The sequence below is a fragment of the Dietzia maris genome, assembly GCF_036287335.1.
Taxonomy (GTDB): Bacteria; Actinomycetota; Actinomycetes; order Mycobacteriales; family Mycobacteriaceae; genus Dietzia; species Dietzia cinnamea.
In genome coordinates this window covers 2,390,111-2,409,737 of the sequence record NZ_CP143053.1, presented here as the reverse complement: position 1 = coordinate 2,409,737, position 19,627 = coordinate 2,390,111, and the positions used below count along the sequence as shown (strand labels likewise).

Annotated in this window: 16 protein-coding genes and 1 pseudogene; 12 read left to right on the top strand and 5 right to left on the bottom strand. The window is 69.9% G+C overall.

The window, feature by feature from the left end:
* Positions 1-10: 10 nt before the first annotated feature.
* The gene (locus VYL96_RS11045) at positions 11-1,411 is read right to left on the bottom strand and encodes an IS1380 family transposase (RefSeq protein ID WP_067476669.1); all 1,401 of its coding nucleotides are present in this window, start codon (positions 1,409-1,411) and stop codon (positions 11-13) included.
* Between the two features lie 123 nt (positions 1,412-1,534).
* Here VYL96_RS11045 and VYL96_RS11040 point away from each other — a divergent pair, with 123 nt between their 5' ends.
* A complete protein-coding gene (locus VYL96_RS11040) occupies positions 1,535-2,137 on the top strand; it encodes a site-specific DNA-methyltransferase (protein ID WP_207913605.1) in 603 nt (200 codons plus the stop codon).
* On the top strand, positions 2,134-4,473 hold the full coding sequence (locus VYL96_RS11035) for a DEAD/DEAH box helicase (RefSeq protein ID WP_063972844.1): 2,340 nt from the start codon (positions 2,134-2,136) through the stop codon (positions 4,471-4,473). Before VYL96_RS11040 ends, VYL96_RS11035 begins: the two co-directional genes overlap by 4 nt.
* 351 nt (positions 4,474-4,824) lie before the next feature.
* Here the strand turns inward: VYL96_RS11035 and VYL96_RS17295 are convergent.
* Positions 4,825-5,082: pseudogene (locus VYL96_RS17295) on the bottom strand (sigma factor); the annotation flags it as partial.
* A gap of 146 nt (positions 5,083-5,228) precedes the next feature.
* Between VYL96_RS17295 and VYL96_RS11030 the strand changes: the two are divergent.
* The 6 genes from VYL96_RS11030 to VYL96_RS11005 all read left to right on the top strand — a co-directional run bounded on the left by VYL96_RS11030 (position 5,229) and on the right by VYL96_RS11005 (position 10,024).
* Positions 5,229-6,461 (top strand): alpha/beta hydrolase, encoded by a 1,233-nt coding sequence (locus tag VYL96_RS11030; RefSeq protein WP_243699800.1) that lies wholly within the window; start codon positions 5,229-5,231, stop codon positions 6,459-6,461.
* Between the two features lie 96 nt (positions 6,462-6,557).
* On the top strand, positions 6,558-6,917 hold the full coding sequence (locus VYL96_RS11025) for a DMT family transporter (protein ID WP_131886496.1): 360 nt from the start codon (positions 6,558-6,560) through the stop codon (positions 6,915-6,917).
* Positions 6,917-7,237 (top strand): DMT family transporter, encoded by a 321-nt coding sequence (locus VYL96_RS11020; RefSeq protein WP_131886497.1) that lies wholly within the window; start codon positions 6,917-6,919, stop codon positions 7,235-7,237. The genes VYL96_RS11025 and VYL96_RS11020 overlap by 1 nt, the downstream gene beginning before the upstream one ends.
* Positions 7,238-7,368: 131 nt before the next feature.
* Positions 7,369-8,622: an NADH:flavin oxidoreductase gene (locus VYL96_RS11015; RefSeq protein WP_131886498.1), complete on the top strand. Its 1,254-nt coding sequence runs from the start codon at positions 7,369-7,371 to the stop codon at positions 8,620-8,622.
* A gap of 134 nt (positions 8,623-8,756) precedes the next feature.
* The gene (locus VYL96_RS11010) at positions 8,757-9,620 is read left to right on the top strand and encodes an SDR family oxidoreductase (protein WP_131886499.1); all 864 of its coding nucleotides are present in this window, start codon (positions 8,757-8,759) and stop codon (positions 9,618-9,620) included.
* 5 nt (positions 9,621-9,625) lie between these two features.
* The gene (locus tag VYL96_RS11005) at positions 9,626-10,024 is read left to right on the top strand and encodes a DoxX family protein (protein ID WP_131886500.1); all 399 of its coding nucleotides are present in this window, start codon (positions 9,626-9,628) and stop codon (positions 10,022-10,024) included.
* A 14-nt stretch (positions 10,025-10,038) separates the two neighbouring features.
* On the opposite strand, the gene VYL96_RS11000 is transcribed toward VYL96_RS11005, so the two are convergent.
* Positions 10,039-11,067: a mechanosensitive ion channel family protein gene (locus tag VYL96_RS11000; RefSeq protein WP_165928536.1), complete on the bottom strand. Its 1,029-nt coding sequence runs from the start codon at positions 11,065-11,067 to the stop codon at positions 10,039-10,041.
* A 143-nt stretch (positions 11,068-11,210) separates the two neighbouring features.
* On the bottom strand, positions 11,211-12,722 hold the full coding sequence (locus VYL96_RS10995) for a dolichyl-phosphate-mannose--protein mannosyltransferase (RefSeq protein ID WP_131886502.1): 1,512 nt from the start codon (positions 12,720-12,722) through the stop codon (positions 11,211-11,213).
* A gap of 68 nt (positions 12,723-12,790) precedes the next feature.
* Here VYL96_RS10995 and rsmI point away from each other — a divergent pair, with 68 nt between their 5' ends.
* Positions 12,791-13,630: a 16S rRNA (cytidine(1402)-2'-O)-methyltransferase gene (gene rsmI, locus VYL96_RS10990; RefSeq protein ID WP_070721021.1), complete on the top strand. Its 840-nt coding sequence runs from the start codon at positions 12,791-12,793 to the stop codon at positions 13,628-13,630.
* A 40-nt stretch (positions 13,631-13,670) separates the two neighbouring features.
* Here rsmI and VYL96_RS10985 read toward each other — a convergent pair whose 3' ends face one another.
* The gene (locus tag VYL96_RS10985; protein ID WP_131886503.1) at positions 13,671-14,927 is read right to left on the bottom strand and encodes an aminodeoxychorismate synthase component I; all 1,257 of its coding nucleotides are present in this window, start codon (positions 14,925-14,927) and stop codon (positions 13,671-13,673) included.
* Positions 14,928-15,079: 152 nt separating this feature from the next.
* Here VYL96_RS10985 and VYL96_RS10980 point away from each other — a divergent pair, with 152 nt between their 5' ends.
* Genes VYL96_RS10980 through VYL96_RS10970 form a run of 3 tightly spaced genes read left to right on the top strand, consistent with a single transcriptional unit; the run spans position 15,080 to position 19,541 of the window.
* The gene (locus tag VYL96_RS10980) at positions 15,080-16,783 is read left to right on the top strand and encodes a BCCT family transporter (protein ID WP_131886514.1); all 1,704 of its coding nucleotides are present in this window, start codon (positions 15,080-15,082) and stop codon (positions 16,781-16,783) included.
* A 28-nt stretch (positions 16,784-16,811) separates the two neighbouring features.
* Entirely contained in the window at positions 16,812-18,665 is a 1,854-nt protein-coding gene (gene metG, locus VYL96_RS10975; RefSeq protein WP_131886504.1) for a methionine--tRNA ligase, read from the top strand.
* 9 nt (positions 18,666-18,674) lie between these two features.
* A complete protein-coding gene (locus VYL96_RS10970) occupies positions 18,675-19,541 on the top strand; it encodes a TatD family hydrolase (RefSeq protein ID WP_131886505.1) in 867 nt (288 codons plus the stop codon).
* Positions 19,542-19,627: the final 86 nt, after the last annotated feature.

Here is a 19,627-nt window from a genome sequence, read left to right as displayed (position 1 = left end):
GCAGGTGAGGTCAGGCGGGTTTTGGGATCGCGGCGATCGTGTTGAACACTGCGACGATGGCGGTGGCCCACGGCCATGTTTCGGGAATCTTCACGCGCCGCCGCCGGCCACTACGGACCAGTCGGGCTGCCACGTGAAGGAAGCGGTAGCGCAGCGCTTTGGGCTCGCACAAGGCCAGAACTGCGGCGTCGCCGGTGCAGGCCAGCATCCGAGTCCACGCCACCAGATCTGCGGCGATCATCACCGCCACCAGCCAAGCCTGGTTGAGAGCGAACTCCCGCGAGGGAAGCCTGCCCAGGCCGGTGTCTTTGGCGTGGCGGATGCGGTCCTCGACCCGGGCGTGAGCCCGATGCCTGGCTTCAAGAAACTGCAGCTGGCCGGTGGCGGTGTTGGTGACAAAAGCCTGGTAGCGCCATCCATCGATCTCCTCGAACATCGACAACTGGGCGCCGGGGTGGGGCCGCTCGCGGCGTACGATCACCCGCATCCCGTCTGGCCACTTTGCGAGCATCCCGGGAGCGAGGAACCCGGTCAGCTCCGCGATGTCGGCCCCGTCGCGGATGTCCCCGTTGGGGTTGAGCGCTGGTCCCCACGCGGCTTCGGGGCAGGTCGCGATGGCCCGGCGAATCGGGGCAGTGATAGCGAAGCCGACCGAGTACTCCACCTGTCGACCACGAACGCGGTTCTGCTCGGTGATCCACTCCAGCAAGTCGTGGGAGGCGCCGGCACCGTCGGAGCGGATCAGCAGATCACGCCGATGACTGGCGGGGATCTGCGCGATGGCCTGGCCCAGGACGTCGATGTGGTCGGCAGCGGTGTTCGACCCGGCGTTGCCCGGGCGCAAGCTCGCGGCGAGAAACTCTTCTGTGTTGTCGCACCACACGCCGATCGGGTGGTACCCGAACGTGCGCTTATATGTCGGAGTTGCATGTTCCTTCTCGCTGTGGGTGACCACGATGGTGGCATCCACATCGAGCACGACCGTCGATCCCAGATCCCGACCCGCACACGCCGATGCGGGTACTCCGCCGGGCAGTTGGGACCACACGTGCCGCCGCGTGCGGGCACGCGCGACCTGGATCTTCTTGCGCTTGCCGGCAGTGACCTCATCGAGTGTGCGCCACACCGTCGGCGCCGAGGCGACCGGGCCCAGGGCCCCGGATTGGTGGCGCAGGACGCCGATGTCGGAGATGGACTCGCCGCCATCGGCGAGCATCACCGCGGTGTCGATCAGCACACGGCCGCGGTCGTGGATCGGGATGAATTGTCGGCGAGCCATGGCCCCTGACAGCTCGGCGGTCAGACCGACCTGATCAGCCAGAAGTCGAGGCACGATGGCCCCGGCGTGGGCGATCACCCCGACACCATCAGCAGTAACGGACAGACCGGCCGACCACGAAGTACGCTTCACCTACCGAGTGCTTTCTGCTGGAGAACATGGAACCTTAGACAAGTCCCAGTTTCCCCTGCTCAGGAAGCACTTCGGTCTATTTTCGCCCAGCGATCCGCAGATCCCCATGAAACACCCAGGTTAGTGCTCGATGCGTTCGCAGGTAGCGGTACGACCGGTGATGCGGTGATGCGCTTGAACCAGCGGGACGATGGTCGACGCCGGTTCGTGCTCATTGAGGAAGGCACCGAGGAAGATCCGTATGCGCGCACCCTGGTGGCCCCGCGGCTGCGTGCGGCGATCGACGCGGACGGCTTCGACTCCGGCTTCGCCTTCTTGACCGCCGGAGCGCAACTCGACCGCGAGGCGATCCTCAGCCTTGAGAAGGACAAGATCACGGCGGTGATCTGTCAGACCGATCGTTCAGGAACTCGGGCGGGCATCAAACGTATCGACGGCAAGAAGTGGGTCATCGGATCAAACCAGCGGGGCGAGGCGCTCGCTCTCGTGTGGCGAGGGGTGACGAACAGTCAAGTGAACGCAGAAGTCATCAACGAGGCGCTCATCGAGGCTAAGGAGCTTGGTCTTAAGACCCCGATCCGTATGTACGGAACTACCTGCAACATCAGCGAAACGCGGTCGTTCGTCTTCTGTCAGATTCCGGATGAGATCTTAGCTGCGCTGCAGATCGAGGAACTGGAACCCGATGAGTCGGTCAGCGACCTTCAGGGGGTGCCGGTCTCGTGAGCAACTCGCTTCGCCTGTTCGAGTTTCAGGAAGCTGCCGCGAATCAGATTGCGGAAGCTGCTTCCGACTGGATTCAGTACTACGCGGAGGATGGCCCACTCTTCTTCGGGAAGACGCCGATCCCGTTTATCGGCCACCTGAAGGCGGTAACTGGTGCCGGCAAGACGCCGATATTGACGAAGATCGTTCGCGATCTGAGCCCTGCGATCGTACTGTGGACGTCGAAGTCCAGCGCCGTTGCCGACCAGACCTACCGAAACCTCAACGGCAAGTATTCTCACCTCCTCCCGCCGGATACGCGCGTAGTTCGCGAGCGACCGAGCAAGTCGGAGTGGGAGGAGCTGATCGAGTCGACCTCCGGCCTGACTATCTGGGTGACGACGGTTGGCTCCTGGAACGAGGCCGAGTTCGCTGATTCCGAGGGCAGCGAAACCGCTCGACTCAACATGCATCGACCCCACAAGGATTGGGGCGGTGACCGTTCACCCTGGGATCAGCTTCGTTCCGACCCGCAGCGGCCGCTCTGGGTGGTCTACGACGAGAGTCATAACCAGACCGTGACGCAGCTCGAGCAGCTTATTGGGTTGCGTCCGGTGGGCTTCCTGCTCGCCTCCGCTACGCCGCCAACTGGCGGCCAGTTCGACAGCTTCGCTGAAGTCGTCGCCAACGATTCGCGCGCCAACGAGATTGCGGTGCGTGGCCGGTACCAGGTGCAAACCCGTGATGTCGTCGAGAACCAGCTACTCAAGCACACCATCATGGTGGAGAACTACGATTCCGACCCGGATCAGTTGCTTGACGCCACCGTGGCTCTCCACAAGGAGTTGACCGAAGCCGCCCTCGCTGAGGGAGGACCGCTCAACCCCAAGGCCCTCTACATCGTTGAGCGATCAAATCCCGCAAAAGACGAGATCGTTTCCCGGCCGGTAGCGATCTGGGAGCATCTCCGCGGCCGCGGAGTACCCGCTGAAGAGATCGCCATCTATACGCAGACCCGTGTCATCCCCGATGATGCCGTTCGTGTTTCCTCGCTCGCAGAACTTCAGCCCCATCACACGCACATCATCTGCAATCGAGCGCTGCAGGAGGGGTGGGATGACCCGGAGGCCTACATCGAGTACTTCGATGACGAGTCGAACTCGTATGTGCGTATCGCTCAGGTGATTGGACGAGCGCTTCGCCAGCCTGGTGCGCGCCACTACGAGGATGACCGCCTCAACACTTCGACGCTCTTCGTGCGCGTTCCAAACCGAACGTTCGAGGGCATCGTGGAGGGGTTGAAGGCGGAGCTGGCACTATATGCGATCGATGAGACGAACCCAGCTGCCAACCCGTCGATACGTCTGAAGACCCGTAAACAGCCGCTTCCCGATGTGCCGGTAAAGCGCGATGCGGTCGGGCAGATTTCACTTCCTCAGTACCAATTGGGGGAAGCGGAGTTGGAGGACGAGAAGAAGAAGGTCGAGACGATGTCTCGCCAGCCCTTTGCAGACGAGGATCTGCTCGCACGGGGTCGCAAGAGCATCCAGAAGATCTCGCTCCGGGGCGAAGATGACGCGACCCGTTACGAACAGATCGCAGCGAGTATGCGTCGGAAGAACGGCGAGTACCTCCGCCGTCGTGTGCAGATGAGAAGTCGTCACTGTGCTCACCTCCTCGAGCCGGAGTTGTTTACTGGCCCAGCGTTCGACCAGTGGTCGTGTTCGGGGTCGGCTGCGCAGCTCCTACTGTCGGAGCGTGCCGACGCGATCGTGGAGGCGTTCGAGGCGACCGTTGAACTCGTGCAGAACAAGATCCATGGCGAGGAGACATGGGCGCCGTCAGCTCACACTCCGACGGTCGACAAGTACTATTCGTTCGAGAACGCTGTGCATGCGAAGTACGCCCAGAATCAGTTCAACAACGAAGAACTTGAGTTTGCGCGAGCGCTCGACTCTCTTTGCCGTGGCTTCTGGATGCGTAACCCGACGCGCGGAGACGGATACGGAATTCAGCTGCCGGTCAAGGTGGGTTCGTCAACGACGTTCTACCCGGACTTTCTCTGGTGGACCAACGATATCTGTATCGCGATCGATCCAACAGGAAAGCACATCCTTGAGGAGAAGGTTCGAGGCAAGCTTCTGACGATTGATGACCCGAAGATCGCGCTCCTCACCAAAGGGAAGGTCTCCAGCGACTTTAGGTCGATATCCGATACAGACGGATACACGTTGGTACGTCCACGCAGAACCCGGGCTGCCGCCCCAGAGTATGTGAACACCATCGTCGATGCATTGAACCGTCTTGCCCCTGAAAGCAGCGATATGAGCAGTGCCGCCGAAACGGCCAGCGCCTGAGGTCGCCTCGCGGGGAGGGCTAGCGGAGGCCTGTCGGAACTTGCCCCATCGCTGGCGCGGTTGGTCGCGAGCCACAGGATTATTCGGAGGCGTGCCTGTCCACACGCCGCGGAGACCGCAGAGCTGCTCGACATCACGGCCCCGGAGGACCAGGACCGCCCGCTGCCTCGCCGGCAGCCGCTGGATCGCCGCGACGGAGGCGAGCCGCACCCTCTCGTTGGCGAGGAGGCGCGCCTCGGGATCCCAGCCAGCGGTGTGGTCGAGCCGAGTGTCGGGGATCGGCTCGAGCCACGGTGTCTCGCGTGAGCCCTCCCGGCCGAGGTCAGCCGGAAGTTCTCGTCGCCCGCGCTGCTCCGCCGCCGTCAGGCAGCGGTGCGTCACGATCCGGTACAGCCAGGCCCGGAAGTACCCCTGCTCCCGGTACCCGGGCAACCCGAGCCAGGCGCGGGTCAACGCTTCTCGGAGGCAGTCCTCCGCCTCGGTGGTGGAGCCGAGGAGCCGGTACCCATGCACGAGCAATTCGTCGTAGTAGGGTCGCACGAGCGTGGCGAACGCGTCCTCGTTGCCGAGGCGCGCCCGCTCGACCAGATCAGCGGTGTCGCCGCCCATAGTCGGTGCAGTGTACCGCCGCCACGTACCGCCGGACCAGCGGCGACGTCGCTGTTGACGACACCCGGGAAGGGATCCGGATGTGGACGGCGGCACGGGACTCGGGACGCCGGCGGAGTGCGGATGCGGCTTCGGGGAGGTGCGGGGTGGCACATCGAGACCACGGGGCGGCCGGTCGTGTCCCCGGGATCCGAGTGCGGTTCTCGGCGGACCCCGCTGACGTCGTGGCGTTGGCCTCCGACCCCTCACGATGGCGCGAATGGGCCGGTCCGCTGCCGATCTGGCGCTCCCACCGGCGTCTCGGTGCCCCCACGGTTCGGGCGCTTCCCGACGGCGGCGGAGAACTCGAGTGGAGTCTGCCGGCGCAGTCCGCCGCTGTGCTGCCGCGGCCGGTCCTACGGGCGGGCCTCTCACTGCTCGCGCGGCGGCTCGTCGCCGAGGCGGACCGGCGGATCGCCGTCACCCGCCGGCCCAGCCTGTCGTCCCGGTTCCAGCGCGCCGGGCTGCAGCTGGTCGTGCGGCCCGTGCTAACCATCGCGCCCTTCGACGAGAAGTGGATCCGGGCGTTGCGGGCGGTCGCGACGACCGCCTCCCGTGCGACGGGGGCGCGCCGGCGGACGCGGCCCGCGCACGGTGCGCCGGTGCCGGGTCTGTGGATCGACGGGGCGGACGACGCGCCCGGCCTGCTCGTGCTGCACGGGGGCGGCTATGTCGCCGGCTCGCCGGACACGCACGCCACCATGGCCAAAGCGCTCGCCCGCCTCACCGGCACGACCACATATGTGCCCGACTACCGGCTGGCGCCCGAGCACCGGTACCCGGCCGCACTCGACGACGCGGAGGCCGCGTTCCGGCACCTCGCCGAGCGCGTCGGCGGCGCCGAGAGGGTCGCGATCGCCGGCGACTCGGCGGGCGGCGGCCTCGCGCTGGGACTGCTCGACCGTCTGCGCGGGTGCGGCGAGCGGCCGGCGGCCCTGGCCCTGATCAGCCCGTGGGTCGACCTCACCGAGCCCCTCGGCGGGGAGCGATCCGGTGGCGCCCTCGATCCGCTCACGCCCCCGTCCATCGCCGCCGACTGCCGCGACGCCTACGCGGGCGACACCCCAGTCGACGACCCGGGGATCTCCCCGGCCCGCCGGCCACTCGACGCGAGCGCGCCGCCGGTCGCGATCGTCTGCGGGGGAGACGACTTCGTGGTGGACGACGTCCGCGCCTTCGTCGACGCGAGCACCGCGCGGGGAGCGACCGTCGACCTGCGGGTGTGGCCCGGGATGGTCCACTGTTTTCCCGTGGTCGCCGGGACGCCCGAGGGCGCGTCGGCGCTCGCGGTGCTGGCCGGACACATCGCGGCCGCGCTGCGGAGTCCCCGCGGGGAGTAGGCCCCGGCGGCGCGGCCGAGGGCGACCGGAGCGCGAGGGGGCCGGCCCGTAGACTTCTCGCGGCGACCCGGCCGGGTCGGGGAGGGGAGCGCGCCGATGCCGGGTACCGCGGGTGGATGGCCGTACCTGGCCGCGGCGATCGTCTGCGAGGTCGCGGGATCGCTCGCGCTCAAGGGCGCGTTGGACCGGCCCGCGCTCTACGTCGTGGTGGTGATCGGCTACCTCGGCGCCTTCGTGTTCCTCGCCCGGACCCTGAAGGCGGGGCTGCCGCTGGGCGTGGCCTACGGCATCTGGGGAGCCACCGGGGTCGCGCTCACCGCCGGTCTGTCCGCGCTGATCTTCGCCGAGCCACTGACCCCGCTGACGGGGGCCGGTATCGCGGTCATCATCGCCGGCGTCCTGTGCGTCGAACTCGGATCCCAGCGCGCTCGCGCCCGGGCGGCAGGGGCCGCGTGATGGCATGGGGTTACCTCGTCGTCGCCATCTGTTGTGAGCTCGCGGCGACCCTCTCCCTCCGCAAGGCCGTCGACGACGCCCGGTGGTACGCCGCCGTCGCTCCCGGGTACCTGATCGCGTTCGTGTTCCTGTCCCTCACGCTGGCCGCCGGCATGCCGCTCGGCGTGGCCTACGGCATCTGGACCGCTGCGGGCGTCGCGCTGGCCGCGGTGCTCAGCCGCCTGCTGTTCCGCGAGCCGCTCACGCCGATGATGGGTGCCGGGATCGTCCTCATCGCCTGCGGCGTGCTGCTCGTCGAACTCGGCGCGGACGTGCAGTAGCGGTTAGGAGACCCTATGCCCCGCAGGTAGGCGGGGTGAGCGCCCGACACCCGCCGCGAAACGTGCACGCGCTGTGCATAAGCGCAGGCCAAGGCCGTGACAGCGCTACTAGAACGGGTTACAGTCTGCGCATGACTCTCGCGCCCGGAACACCCGCCCCCGACGTCTTCAGCCCCGGCAGCATCGGCAACGTGACGCTGCGGAACCGCATCGTCAAGGCCGCCACCTTCGAGGGCCGGTGTCCACGTGGGCGGATCACCGACGAGCTCATCGAGTTCCACACCGAGTACGCCCGCGGCGGGGTCGGGATGACGACCGTGGCGTACCTCGCGACGTCCCCCGAGGGCCGCACCGACAAGCACCAGTACCACTGGGGCATGGACGACGGCGGGATGCTGCGCAAGCTCACCGACTCGGTCCACAACGAGGGTGCAGCGATCTCCGCCCAGGTCGGCCACGCCGGCGCGGTGGCCAACGGTGCCTCCAACGGGATGACCCCGCTCGGTCCGTCGCGCATCCCGGCGCCCACCGGCCTGGCCATCACCAAGGCGTGCACCCCGGCTGACATCGACCGGATCGTCGAGGACCACGTCCGTGCAGCGCGCGGTGCGTACGAGGCCGGTTTCGACGCCATCGAGGTGCACTTCGGTCACAACTACCTCGTCAGCGAGTTCCTCAGCCCGCGGCTCAACCGCCGCAAGGACGAGTACGGCGGGTCGCTGGAGAACCGCGCCCGCTTCGCCCGCCGTATCGGCCGCGCCATCCGTGACGCCATGGGCGACAAGATCGCCGTCACGATGAAGCTCAACATGGACGACGGCGTGCCCGGTGGCTTCTGGATCGACGAGGCGCGGCAGGTCGCCCGGTGGCTGGAGCAGGACGGCTCGGCCGACGCGCTGGTGATGACCGTCGGCAGCTCCCTGCTCAATCCCATCTACCTGTTCAAGGGCGACGCGCCGCTGGAGGAGTTCGCCGCCACCCAGCCCCCCGTGATCAAGATGGGCATGAAGGTCGTCGGACCGAAGATGTTCAAGGAGTACCCCTACACCGACGCGTACATGTTCGACGACGCCCGCCAGATTCGCGAGGCCGTCGACCTGCCGATGATGCTGCTCGGCGGCATCGTCGACCGCCCGTCCATCGACAAGGCGATGAACGCGGGCTTCGAGTTCGTCGCCATGGGCCGCGCTCTGCTGCGCGAGCCCGACTTCCCCAACAAGCTCAGGGAGGACGAGCGTCGCCGCTCGCTGTGTGTCCACTGCAACCGGTGCATGGCCACCATCTACAGCGGGAGCCGATGCGTGCTGCGCGAGTACGTGCCGCCGATCCCGCCGCGCGGGGGCCACGACACGCTCCAGGCGACCAAGCTCACGCCGCAGGTCTGAGAGAGCAGGTTGGAGAGGAGGGCTGAGAGAGGGGACGCGCCCGACCGACACCGCCTCGACGGCACCCGCGGCCCGCTACGGTTGGCACATCAGGCGGTCCGCTGCCGACGACGCGGGCCGGGACAGGGGAGCAGATGTCGAGGCGACGCATCAGGGAGTACAGAGGCAAGGTCTGCGTGGTGACGGGCGCGGCCAGCGGGATCGGCCGGTCGACGGCGATCCGACTCGCCCGTGAGGGAGCCAGGCTCGTCCTCACCGACCGCGACGCCGACGGACTGGCCTCGGTCGAGCAGGCTTGCCGCGACGCGGATGCGCCCGTCCTGGCCGCCGAGGCGCTCGACATCACCGACCACGACGCCGTCCTCGGTTTCGGCGAGCGCGTCATCGCCGCGCACGGGGCCCCCGACGCGGTCTTCCACGTCGCGGGCAACTCGGCATGGGGACGGCCCGACCTGCTCGAGCACCGGGTGTGGCGGTCGATGGTCGAGGTCAACCTCATGGGCACCGTCCACGTGGTGGAGGCGTTCGTGCCGGCCATGATGACGGCCGGCAAGCCCTCGGCCCTCGCCCTGGTCTCCTCGGCCGCCGGACTACTCGGACTGCCGTGGCACGCCGCCTACAGCGCCGCCAAATTCGGCATCCGCGGGATCGCCGAGGTACTGCGCTTCGACCTGGCGCCCTACGACATCGGGGTGCACCTGGTCTGCCCCGGCGGCGTCGACACCCCGCTGGTCGAGACCATCGAGATCGCGGGCGTCGACCGCTCCACCCCTGAGGTCGCCAGGACCGTGGACCAGTTCCGGCGTCACGCGGTCACCCCGGACGAGGCGGCCGAGAAGATGCTCGAGGGGGTGCGCAGGGGCCGCTACATCGTCTACACCTCGCCGGACGTCCGCGTGGGGTTCGCGGCCCAGCGGTTCGCCCCACCGCTGTACAACCTGGCGATGACGCTGCTCAACCGCCGGATCACCAAGGTCGGACAGGGCATCCTCCCGTGAGGGGGATGGAGACCCTCCGCGACGCCGCCATCCTGCTGGCCCGCGTGGGCATCGGCGTGGTGTTCGTCGCGCACGGGTGGCAGAAGTTCTTCACGCTCGGGTTGGCGCGGGTGGGGGAGCAGTTCGCGGGCTACGGCATCCCGCAGCCGGAGATCACCGCGGCGATCGTCGCCGGGGTCGAACTCGTGGCCGGGGTCGCACTCGTCGCCGGCCTGCTCACCCCGCTCGCGGGGATCCTCCTCGGCGTGGACATGGCCGGCGCCCTGTACTTCGTCCACGCCACGCACGGGCCGTTCGTCACGCAGAACGGCTGGGAGCTCGTCGTGGCGCTCGGCGTGGGGGCGCTGCTCATCGCCGCCGTGGGCGCCGGGAGGTTCAGTACCGACAGGGTGCTGGGCGGCTGACGCCGGCCGGGTGCTCACTCGGCCGCCATCGCCCGCATCGCCGAGACCGGCAGGCCCTCGGGGTAGGGCGCGTCGATCCCGGCCTCGTCGAAGGCGTTGCGGATCCGGCGGCGCAGCTCCCGCTCGGTGGCCCACTGCGCGTTGGCCTGCGTCACGGCGGTCATCCGCAGCGACCAGAAATCCGCGTCCAGTGCGTTGACGCCCTGCAGCTCCGGCCCCGAGATGAGGTTCGAGGCGATGGGCTCCTCGGCCGCCGCCTGCTTGGCGGTCTCGATCGCCACGGTGCACGCCCGGTCGACGTCGGCGGTGTAGGACACGGGGATCTCGAGGAACGCCACGCCGAAGTCCTGGCTGTAGTTGCCGACGCGGGCGATGTCGCCGTTGCGGCAGTACCACAGCGTTCCGTGCAGGTCGCGCAGCGAGGTGATGCGCAGGCCGACGTGCTCGACGGTGCCCTCGGCCTCGCCGAGGTCCACCCAGTCGCCGACGCCGTACTGGTCCTCGAAGAGCATGAACAGTCCGGACAGGAAGTCGCGGACGAGGGTCTGGGCGCCGAAGCCGAGGGCGACGCCCACGATCCCCGCGGAGGCGATGAACGGCGCGACGTTGACGCCGAGGATCGCCAGGGTCTGCAGGACCACCCAGACCAGGACGACGAACGACACGAGCGACTTGAGTACCGAGCCGATGGTGGCCATCCGCTGGGCCCGCCGCTGCGCACGGCGCTGCTCGGCCCGGACGTGCTCGGCGTCGCGGCGGCGGTCGTGCCTTTTCAGCCTCGCGGCGGTGAGGCCACCGCTCTCGTCCGCGCTGACCTCACCGTCGTGGCCGTCCGGGTCGTGCGCCGACCCGGCCTCGTCGTCGCGCCGGTCGGCCCTCTCCTGACGGCGTCGCCGCCACGCGGAGACCGACCCGTCTCGGGAGGGGGCGGTGACCCGGTCGATGCCGCGGTGCAGCAGCAAGCGCACCACCAGGGCCAGCACGATGTAGATGGCGATCGTGACCGGTTTCTCGACCAGCCACTGCTGGGTCACGTCGCTCATCGGGAGATCGGCGAAGGGAATGGGTAGCTCGTTCACTCCCGCGACGCTACTGACGGCCCACCCGGCCCGTCACCACGAAATGGGGGCCCGGGCGCGATGCACAGCCGCTGCTCAGGACGGCCTGGGCGGGCCGAGGCGGCCGGTCAGCGCCAGGACGGCAACCAGAGCTGGAGATTCCATTCGGTCTGCGTGATCGGCAGCCCCGCGAGGATCGGCAACATGTAGATGAAGTTCACGATCACCAGCGCGAGGTACACGCTCACGATCCCGCGCCCGATGAGCTGCCGCTGGCGGGAGTCGGTGGCGCTGCCGGCGATCTCACCGAGCGCGAGCGCGATGAGCATGACGAAGAACGGCACCATGACGGAGGCGTAGAAGAAGTACATCTGCCGGTCGTGCTGGAAGAACCAGGGCAGATACCCGGCCATGTAGCCGACCAACGGGAAGGCGTAGCGCCCGTCGCGGGAGACGACCGCGCGCCAGAACGCCCACGCCAGCACAGGGATCGCCAGCCACCAGATCGCGGGAGTACCGATCAGCATGATCGCGCGGACGCACGTGGTCTCACCGCACCCGACCACGTCCTCGCCCTGCTCGACGTAGTAGAGCATCGGCCGGAGGCTCATGGGCCAGGTCCACGGCTTGGACTCCCAGGGGTGCCGGTTGCCGGCGGACGTGGTCAGCGAGGAGTGGAAGTCCAGGACCGACGACTGGTAGTACAGCCACGACTGCAGCGCGTCGGGTAGCCAGGTGTCGGCGACCTTCTCGGGGACGGCGTGCCGGTACACGGAGTTCTCGCCCGCGAACCACGGGAGCCACGTGAACAGGTGCAGTAGCGCGGGCCAGATCACCAGGGTGAGGAAGGCGGGCACCGCGTCGCGCACCAGCGCGCCGGCGAGCGGGCGGTGGATCCCGTAGCGGCTGCGCAGGGCCCAGTCCCAGGCGACGGTCATGAGGCCGAAGAAGGCGATGAAGTACAGGCCGGACCACTTCACGCCGAGCGCGAGGCCGAGCATCACGCCGGCGGTGAAACGCCACCAGCGGAACCCCAGGCGGGGGCCGAGCTCGGACAGGTGGAGCCGGCCCTCGACGGCGGCGCGGTGCATGCGACCGCGCATCTGGTCGCGGTCCACCAGCAGTGCGCCGGCGGCGGCCACGACGAAGAGCACCTGGTAGATGTCCAGCATGCCGATGCGGGAGGTCACGAAGGTGACGCCGTCCAGGCACAGCAGCAGGCCGGCGACGAACCCGAGCTGGGTGGAGCGGGTCAGCCGCCGGGTGATGCGCATGACCATGAGCACCACGAGCACCCCCGCCAGCGCGGCGGTGAACCGCCAGCCCATGGGGGTGTAGTCGAAGAGCAGCCCGCCGAGGGACTGGATCTGCTTGGCGACGGGCGGGTGGACGACGAGGCCGTAGGCGGGGTTCTCCTCGATGCCCAGCCGGGCGATGTCGTACGACTGCGGCGCGTAGTGCTTCTCGTCGAAGACCGGGGTGCCCTTGTCGGTTGCCGAGGCCAGTCCCCAGAACCGCGAGACGAACGCCAGGACCAGGATGACGCCGGTGACGATCCAGTCGCGGGCCGTGTCGACCGGGCCGGTGTCGGGGGCGGGCAGCGGACGTCCGGGGGACCGCACGCCGGGGGTCGAGGTCACGAGCCGAGCATAGTGTGGCCCCCGCGCCGCCAGGGGACACGCCTCACCCGGCGGATAGGGTGGTCGGCATGACGTCCGGACGTGTCGTGTTGGCGGCCACCCCCATCGGGAACCCGGGTGACGCCTCGGATCGCCTGCGCGACGTGCTGGCCACGGCGGACATCGTCGCCGCGGAGGACACCCGGCGGCTGCGGTCGCTCGCGACGGCCCTGGAGGTCACCATCCGCGGCCGGGTGATGAGCTTCTTCGAGCACAACGAGGCGGGCCGCGTGCCCCAGCTGATCGACCGCGTGCGCGCGGGCGACACCGTGGCCGTGGTGACCGACGCGGGCATGCCGGCGGTGTCGGATCCCGGGTATTCGCTGGTGGTGGCGTGCATCGAGGCGGGCCTTCCGGTGACGTGCCTGCCGGGGCCGTCGGCGGTGACCACCGCGCTGGTGCTCAGCGGCCTGCCGGTCGACCGCTTCTGCTTCGACGGGTTCCCGCCGCGGCGGGCCGGCCGCCGCCGGACCTGGTTGGCGCGGCTGGCGGCGGAGGAGCGCACGTGCGTGTTCTTCGAGTCCCCGCACCGGCTGGCCGACACCCTCGCCGAGGCCGCGCAGGTGCTCGGCGCGGACCGCCGGGCGGCGGTGTGTCGCGAGCTGACCAAGACGTACGAGGAGGTCCTGCGCGGCACGCTCGGCGAGCTCGCCGAGCGCACGGCGCCCGGTGTCCTGGGGGAGATCGTCGTGGTGGTGGCCGGGGCGGACGCGGCCGACTCCGCCGCGACGCTCGAGGACCTCGTGGAGATCGTCGAGGAGCGGGTCGAGGCGGGGGAGCGGCTCAAGGACGCGTGCGCGGCGGTGTCGGAGGGGTCGGCGGTGACCAAGCGGGAGCTGTACCAGGCCGTCCTCGACGCGCGCGGCTGACGGGCCCGACCCGCCGCTCCCCCCGCCTGGCGCCCTCCGCTCAGCCCACCCAGGGCGCGTCGCCGCCGCCCCACGTGAAGGCGGCCTTGTGCACGCACTCGTCCCACTCGGCGTCGGGGTCGGAGTCGATCGTGATGCCGCCGCCCACCCCGAACTCGCAGCGCCCGTCGGGGCCGATCTCGAGGGTGCGGATGGCCACCGACAGGTCGAGCACGCCGGGCCCGGCCAGGCCGATCGCGCCGCAGTGCAGGCCGCGGGCGCGCGACTCCCACCCGGAGATGAGCTCGCGCGCCCGGAGTTTGGGCGTGCCGGTGACCGAGGCGGGCGGGAACGTCGTCTCCACCAGCTCGTCGTGGGGCACGCCGGTGCGCGCGGCGACGGTGGACACGAGGTGCCACACGCCGGGCGCGGGGTGCACGGCGAGCAGTTCGGGCACGGTCACGGTCCCGAGGTCCGCGGTCCGTCCGAGGTCGTGGCGGACGAGGTCGACGATCATGATGTTCTCCGCGACGTCCTTGGTGGACGCGCGCAGCAGGGCCGGATCGGCGTCCAGCGGCAGGGTGCCCTTGATGGGCGCCGAGCGCACGTCGCGTCCGCGGCGGGTCAGGTACGTCTCCGGCGACAGCGAGACGACCGCGCCCCACTCGCCGGCCAGGTACGCCGCCCGCCGGGCCCGCGTCCGCCGCCACAGGGCGCTGAACAGCGCGATCGGCTCGCCGTGCAGGCGGCCGTCCAGCCGCGTGGACAGGCAGGCCTGGTAGATCTCGCCGGCCCTGATCGCCTCGAGGCAAGCCGTGACCGACGCCCGGTGCGCCTCCCGATCCGGTGCGTCCCAGTCGAGGGTGGGGACCTCGTCGTCGTCGCCCCCTCCCCCCGGTCCGGGGGCGAGCTCGCGCGCGTCGGGGACCGTGCCCCGCGCGGTCCACCGGCCGTCGCGGCCCAGGACGAGCACCCCGTCGGCGCGCCCGGAGACCGCCTCGGGCAGGAGTCGCCGGGCGCCGGCGGGGACGTCGGGGTAGGAGCGGAAGCCCAACGTGAGGCCGGGGTCGGCGTCGGTGCCGGGGGAACCGTCGGCGCGGGGGGTGGTGTCGGGGTCGACGACGACGAGGGCATCGGTCCCGAACGCGTCGGCCGGGGCGACAGGAGCCAGTCTTGCCGACGGGGCGATCACCGCGGCCGCGCCCAGCCAGTCCCCGAGGAACGCGGCCGGTGGCGGCAGGCCCTCGCGCTCGGCACGGCGCGCGCAGGCGTTCAGGACTCTGAGCGGATCCGGCGGCATCTCCGCCCACGTGTGCACCCGTCCAACCTGGCAGATCGCCCGCGGCGAGGTGGAGCCGGGGGCCGGGTGAAAGGGAGTTTAACCCTCCCTCGGGTCAGATCCGTGCTAGGCCTGTCAGGGTGACCACCAACGACGAGAAGACTCCATCTCCTCCGCCCTCCGATCCCCCCGTGGCCGGCGACGCCGTGTTCCCGCGGGGCCTCAGCCTGGGCGTGTTCGTCCCCGCGCTCGTCCTGGTCGGCGCGGTGCTCGTCTGGGGCCTGGGCTTCACGGACTCCTTCCAGGCGGCGGCCACCGCCGCGTTCGACTGGACCGCCCGCAGCGTGGACTGGCTGTTCGTGGGCGCGGCGACCATATTCGTGGCATTCGTGCTCTGGCTGGCGCTCAGCAAGTACGGCAACGTGCGCCTGGGCGGTGACGCCGAGCGGCCGCAGTTCCGCACCACCAGCTGGATCTCGATGATGTTCGCCGCCGGCATGGGCATCGGCCTGATGTTCTACGGCGTGTCCGAGCCGCTGAGCCACTACATCGACACCCCGCCCGGCGCCCGCCCCGGCGTGACCACCGCGATGGCCACCACCACCTTCCACTGGACCGCCCACGCGTGGGCGGTGTACGCGGTGGTCGGGCTGGCCCTGGCGCTCACCGCCTACCGCTACGGCGGGCGGCACCTCATCTCCAGCGCCTTCGTCCCGCTGATCGGGCCGAAGCGCGCGCTGGGCTGGCAGGGAAAAGTCCTCGACATCCTGGCGATCTTCGCCACCGTCTTCGGCACCGCGGCCTCCCTGGGTCTGGGTGCGCTGCAGATCCGCGCGGGTCTGGCCGAGACCGGCACCGTCTCCGCCGAGAGCGCGGCCGTCGCCGTGGGCATCATCATCGTCCTGGGCCTGTGCTTCGTGGCCTCGGCGGTCTCCGGCATCGACCGCGGCATCCAGTTCCTGTCCAACACCAACATGGTCCTCGCCGTGGCCCTGGCGCTCTTCGTCCTGGTGGCCTCGGGCTCCGCGGTGTTCATGCTCGACCTCGTTCCCACCTCGCTGGGCGGGTACATCGGCACCTTCTTCGACATGGCCTCGCGCACCGGCGCGAGCGTCGACGGCACGGCCGGTGAGTGGCTGTCCGGCTGGACGGTCTTCTACTGGGCGTGGTGGATCTCCTGGTCGCCCTTCGTCGGCATGTTCCTGGCCCGCATCTCGCGCGGCCGCACGATCCGCGAGTTCGTGATCGGCGTGATGATCGTGCCCAGCGTGCTGAGCATCCTGTGGTTCTCCATCTTCGGCGGCGCCGCCCTGGACCTCGAGCTCAGCGGGCGCAGCATCTACGGCGACGGCGACTCGACCCTGCAGCTGTTCGCCCTGTTCGGCGAACTGCCGTTCACGACCATCCTGTCGTTCGTCGCGATCGTCCTCATCTCGATCTTCTTCATCACCGGCGCCGACTCGGCCTCGATCGTCATGGCCGGCATGTCCGAGAACGGCGCGGAGGAGCCCAAGCGGTGGCTGGTCGTGCTGTGGGGCGGGCTCACCGCCGCCGTCGCGATCCTCATGCTGCTGCCCGGCCTGCGGGAGGGTGAGCCGGAGACCGCGCTCAACAGCCTGCAGAACCTCACGATCATCGCCGCGTCCCCGTTCGTGCTGGTGCTGGGCGCGCTGTGCGTCGCGATCGTCAAGGCGCTGACCAGCGACCCGTTCATCACCGAGAAGGTCTACCTGCTGCCGAGATCGGAACGCCGCCGCCGCGACAAGCGGCTGTTGCGGGCCGATCGGGAGGCCGCGGCGCCGACCGCCGCTCCAGCCGCCGCCGCGGACCCGGGTGCCGCTTCCGCCGGATCCGGCGCGGCTCCCGCCGCCGGGGGGGACCTCCACCTCCGGTGACGGGTCCACCACCACCTAGTCTGTAGGTATGGCGAAGACAGTCCTCACCGCGGTCGCATGGCCGTACGCGAACGGCCCCCGACACATCGGACACGTCTCGGGGTTCGGGGTGCCGTCGGACGTCTTCTCGCGCTACCAGCGCATGGCCGGCAACGACGTCCTCATGGTCTCGGGCACCGACGAGCACGGCACCCCGCTGCTCGTGCAGGCCGAGAAGGAGGGCGTGCCCGTCCAGGAACTCGCCGATCGCTACAACCGCGTGATCGTCGACGACCTGGCCGGGCTCGGCCTGAGCTACGACCTGTTCACCCGCACCACCACGCGGAACCACTATGCGGTGGTGCAGGAGCTGTTCCGCGGGCTGCACCGCAACGGCTACATGGTCGCCAAGACCACCACCGGCGCGGTGAGCCCGTCGACCGGGCGCACCCTGCCGGACCGCTACATCGAGGGCACCTGCCCGATCTGCGGCGACGACGGCGCGCGCGGCGACCAGTGCGACAACTGCGGTAACCAGCTCGATCCCGCGGATCTGAAGAACCCGCGCTCGCGTATCAACGGCGAGACGCCGAAGTTCATCGAGACCGAGCACTGGTTCCTCGACCTGCCGGCGCTGGCCGACTCGCTGGGGGACTGGCTCAAGGGGCGAAAGGACTGGCGGCCCAACGTCCTGAAGTTCTCCCTCAACCTGCTCGAGGACCTGCGCCCCCGCGCGATGAGCCGCGACATCGACTGGGGCATCCCCATCCCCGTGGACGGCTGGGCCGACCGCGGCGACAAGAAGCTCTACGTGTGGTTCGACGCCGTGGTGGGGTACCTGTCCGCGTCCATCGAGTGGGCGTGGCGCTCCGGCGAGCCCGAGGCGTGGCGCAAGTGGTGGACCGACCCCGAGGCCGTGTCCCACTACTTCATGGGCAAGGACAACATCACCTTCCACTCCCAGATCTGGCCGGCCGAGCTCATCGGCTACGACGGCCGGGGCGCCCGCGGCGGCGAGCCGGGAGCGCTGGGCGCGCTCAACCTGCCCACCGAGGTGGTCTCGAGCGAGTTCCTCACGATGTCCGGGTCCAAGTTCTCGTCCTCGCGCGGCGTCGTGATCTACGTGCGGGACTTCCTGGCCGAGTTCGGCCCCGACGCGCTGCGCTACTTCATCGCCGTGGCGGGGCCGGAGAACCAGGACACCGACTTCACGTGGGACGAGTACGTGCGCCGCACCAACGCCGAGCTCGTGGGCGGCTGGGGCAACCTCGTCAACCGCACCGTGTCCATGGCGCACAAGAACTTCGGCGAGATCCCGCGGCCCGGCACCCTCACCGACCTCGACGCCGAGCTGTTGCGCGACGCCGAGTCCGCTTTCGCGACCGTCGGCGCGCACCTCGAGCGCTCCCGGTTCAAGGCCGGCGTCACCGAGGCCATGCGGATCGTGGGCGCGGCGAACCGCTACATCGCCGCCACCGAGCCGTGGAAGCTGGCCAAGGAGCCCGAGCAGCGCGAGCGCCTGGGCACCGTCCTGCACACCGCCCTGCAGGTGGTCTCCGACGCCAACACCCTGCTCACCCCGTACCTGCCGTCCGCCGCGCAGCAGATCCACGGCGCGATCGGCGGGCAGGGCGTGTGGGCCGCCGCGCCAGAGGTCCACGAGGTCACCGACGACATGCCGGTCGAGCTCGTCGGCGAGGGGCTGCCCGCCGCCGGCCGCACCTATCCCGTGATCATGGGCGACTACGCCGCCGAGCAGGCCCGCTGGGGACGCACCGATATCGCGCCCGGCACGCCGCTGGCCAAACCGAGCCCGCTGTTCGCCAAGGTCGATCCCGAGCTGGCCGAGACCGGCCCGACCTGGGCGCCCATCCAGCACCCGACCGACGGTGGGGAGGGCTGAGCGCCCGCCATGGGTAAGCGTAAGTCCCGCCCGACCCCTGTCCTGCCCGAGGCGCTGCCCGGGCTCGTCGACGCGCACACGCATCTGTACTCCTGCGGGCACCGCACCGCCGACGAGGTGCGCGCGGCCGCCGACCGGGCCGCGCTCGCCGGCGTCGCCGCCATGGTGACCGTCGGCGACGACCTCGCCGAGTCCGAGGCCGTCGTGGCGGCCGCCGAGGCCGACGATCGGGTGTACGCCGCCGTCGCCGTGCACCCCACCCGCGCCCGCGAGGCCACCGACCCCGAGCGCGGCGAGCAGGTCCGCGCGCGCCTGCGCGAGCTCGCCGCCCACCCCCGCGTCGTGGCGGTGGGGGAGACCGGCCTCGACCACTACTGGGTGGGGAAGATGGACGACTGCGCGGACCCAGCCGAGCAGGAGGAGTCCCTGCGCTGGCACGCCGGGCTGGCCGCCGAGCTGGGCAAGAGCCTGATGATCCACAACCGCGAGGCCGACGCCGACCTCATGCGCGTCCTGGGCGAGGTCGCCGGCCCGGACTCCGGCATCCCGCACGTCATGCTCCACTGCTTCTCCTCGCCGCTCGACGTCGCGGAGCAGGCACTCGAGCGCGGGTACGTGCTGTCCTTCACCGGCAACGTGACGTTCAAGGCCAACGAGCACCTGCGCGAGGCCGCCCGCCTGGCGCCCGCCGGGCAGCTGCTCGTGGAGACCGACGCCCCCTACATGGCCCCCGAGCCGTTCCGGGGGGCACGCAACGAGCCCGGTCTGGTGGGGTACACCGCCCGGGCGATCGCGGCGGTCCGCGGGCAGTCGCCGGAGGAGTTCGTCGCCGAGGTCGCCGACACCGCCCGCGCCGTCTTCGGCCTCACCCTCTGACCCGTACGCTCGGCGGGGCCCGTGTGACTCGAGGTACGAACGGGACTCCCGGGGACCGTGTAACGAAACGTGACCTGAACACCTTG

Excerpts from the sequence above, each read along its gene's own strand:
- VYL96_RS11025 (WP_131886496.1), top strand. The coding sequence starts at position 6,558 with ATGCCGGGTACCGCGGGTGGATGGCCGTACCTGGCCGCGGCGATCGTC.
- VYL96_RS11020 (WP_131886497.1), top strand. The coding sequence starts at position 6,917 with ATGGCATGGGGTTACCTCGTCGTCGCCATCTGTTGTGAGCTCGCGGCG.
- VYL96_RS11015 (WP_131886498.1), top strand. The coding sequence starts at position 7,369 with ATGACTCTCGCGCCCGGAACACCCGCCCCCGACGTCTTCAGCCCCGGC.
- VYL96_RS11010 (WP_131886499.1), top strand. The coding sequence starts at position 8,757 with ATGTCGAGGCGACGCATCAGGGAGTACAGAGGCAAGGTCTGCGTGGTG.
- VYL96_RS11005 (WP_131886500.1), top strand. The coding sequence starts at position 9,626 with ATGGAGACCCTCCGCGACGCCGCCATCCTGCTGGCCCGCGTGGGCATC.
- VYL96_RS11000 (WP_165928536.1), bottom strand. The coding sequence starts at position 11,067 with ATGAGCGACGTGACCCAGCAGTGGCTGGTCGAGAAACCGGTCACGATC.
- rsmI (WP_070721021.1), top strand. The coding sequence starts at position 12,791 with ATGACGTCCGGACGTGTCGTGTTGGCGGCCACCCCCATCGGGAACCCG.
- metG (WP_131886504.1), top strand. The coding sequence starts at position 16,812 with ATGGCGAAGACAGTCCTCACCGCGGTCGCATGGCCGTACGCGAACGGC.
- VYL96_RS10970 (WP_131886505.1), top strand. The coding sequence starts at position 18,675 with ATGGGTAAGCGTAAGTCCCGCCCGACCCCTGTCCTGCCCGAGGCGCTG.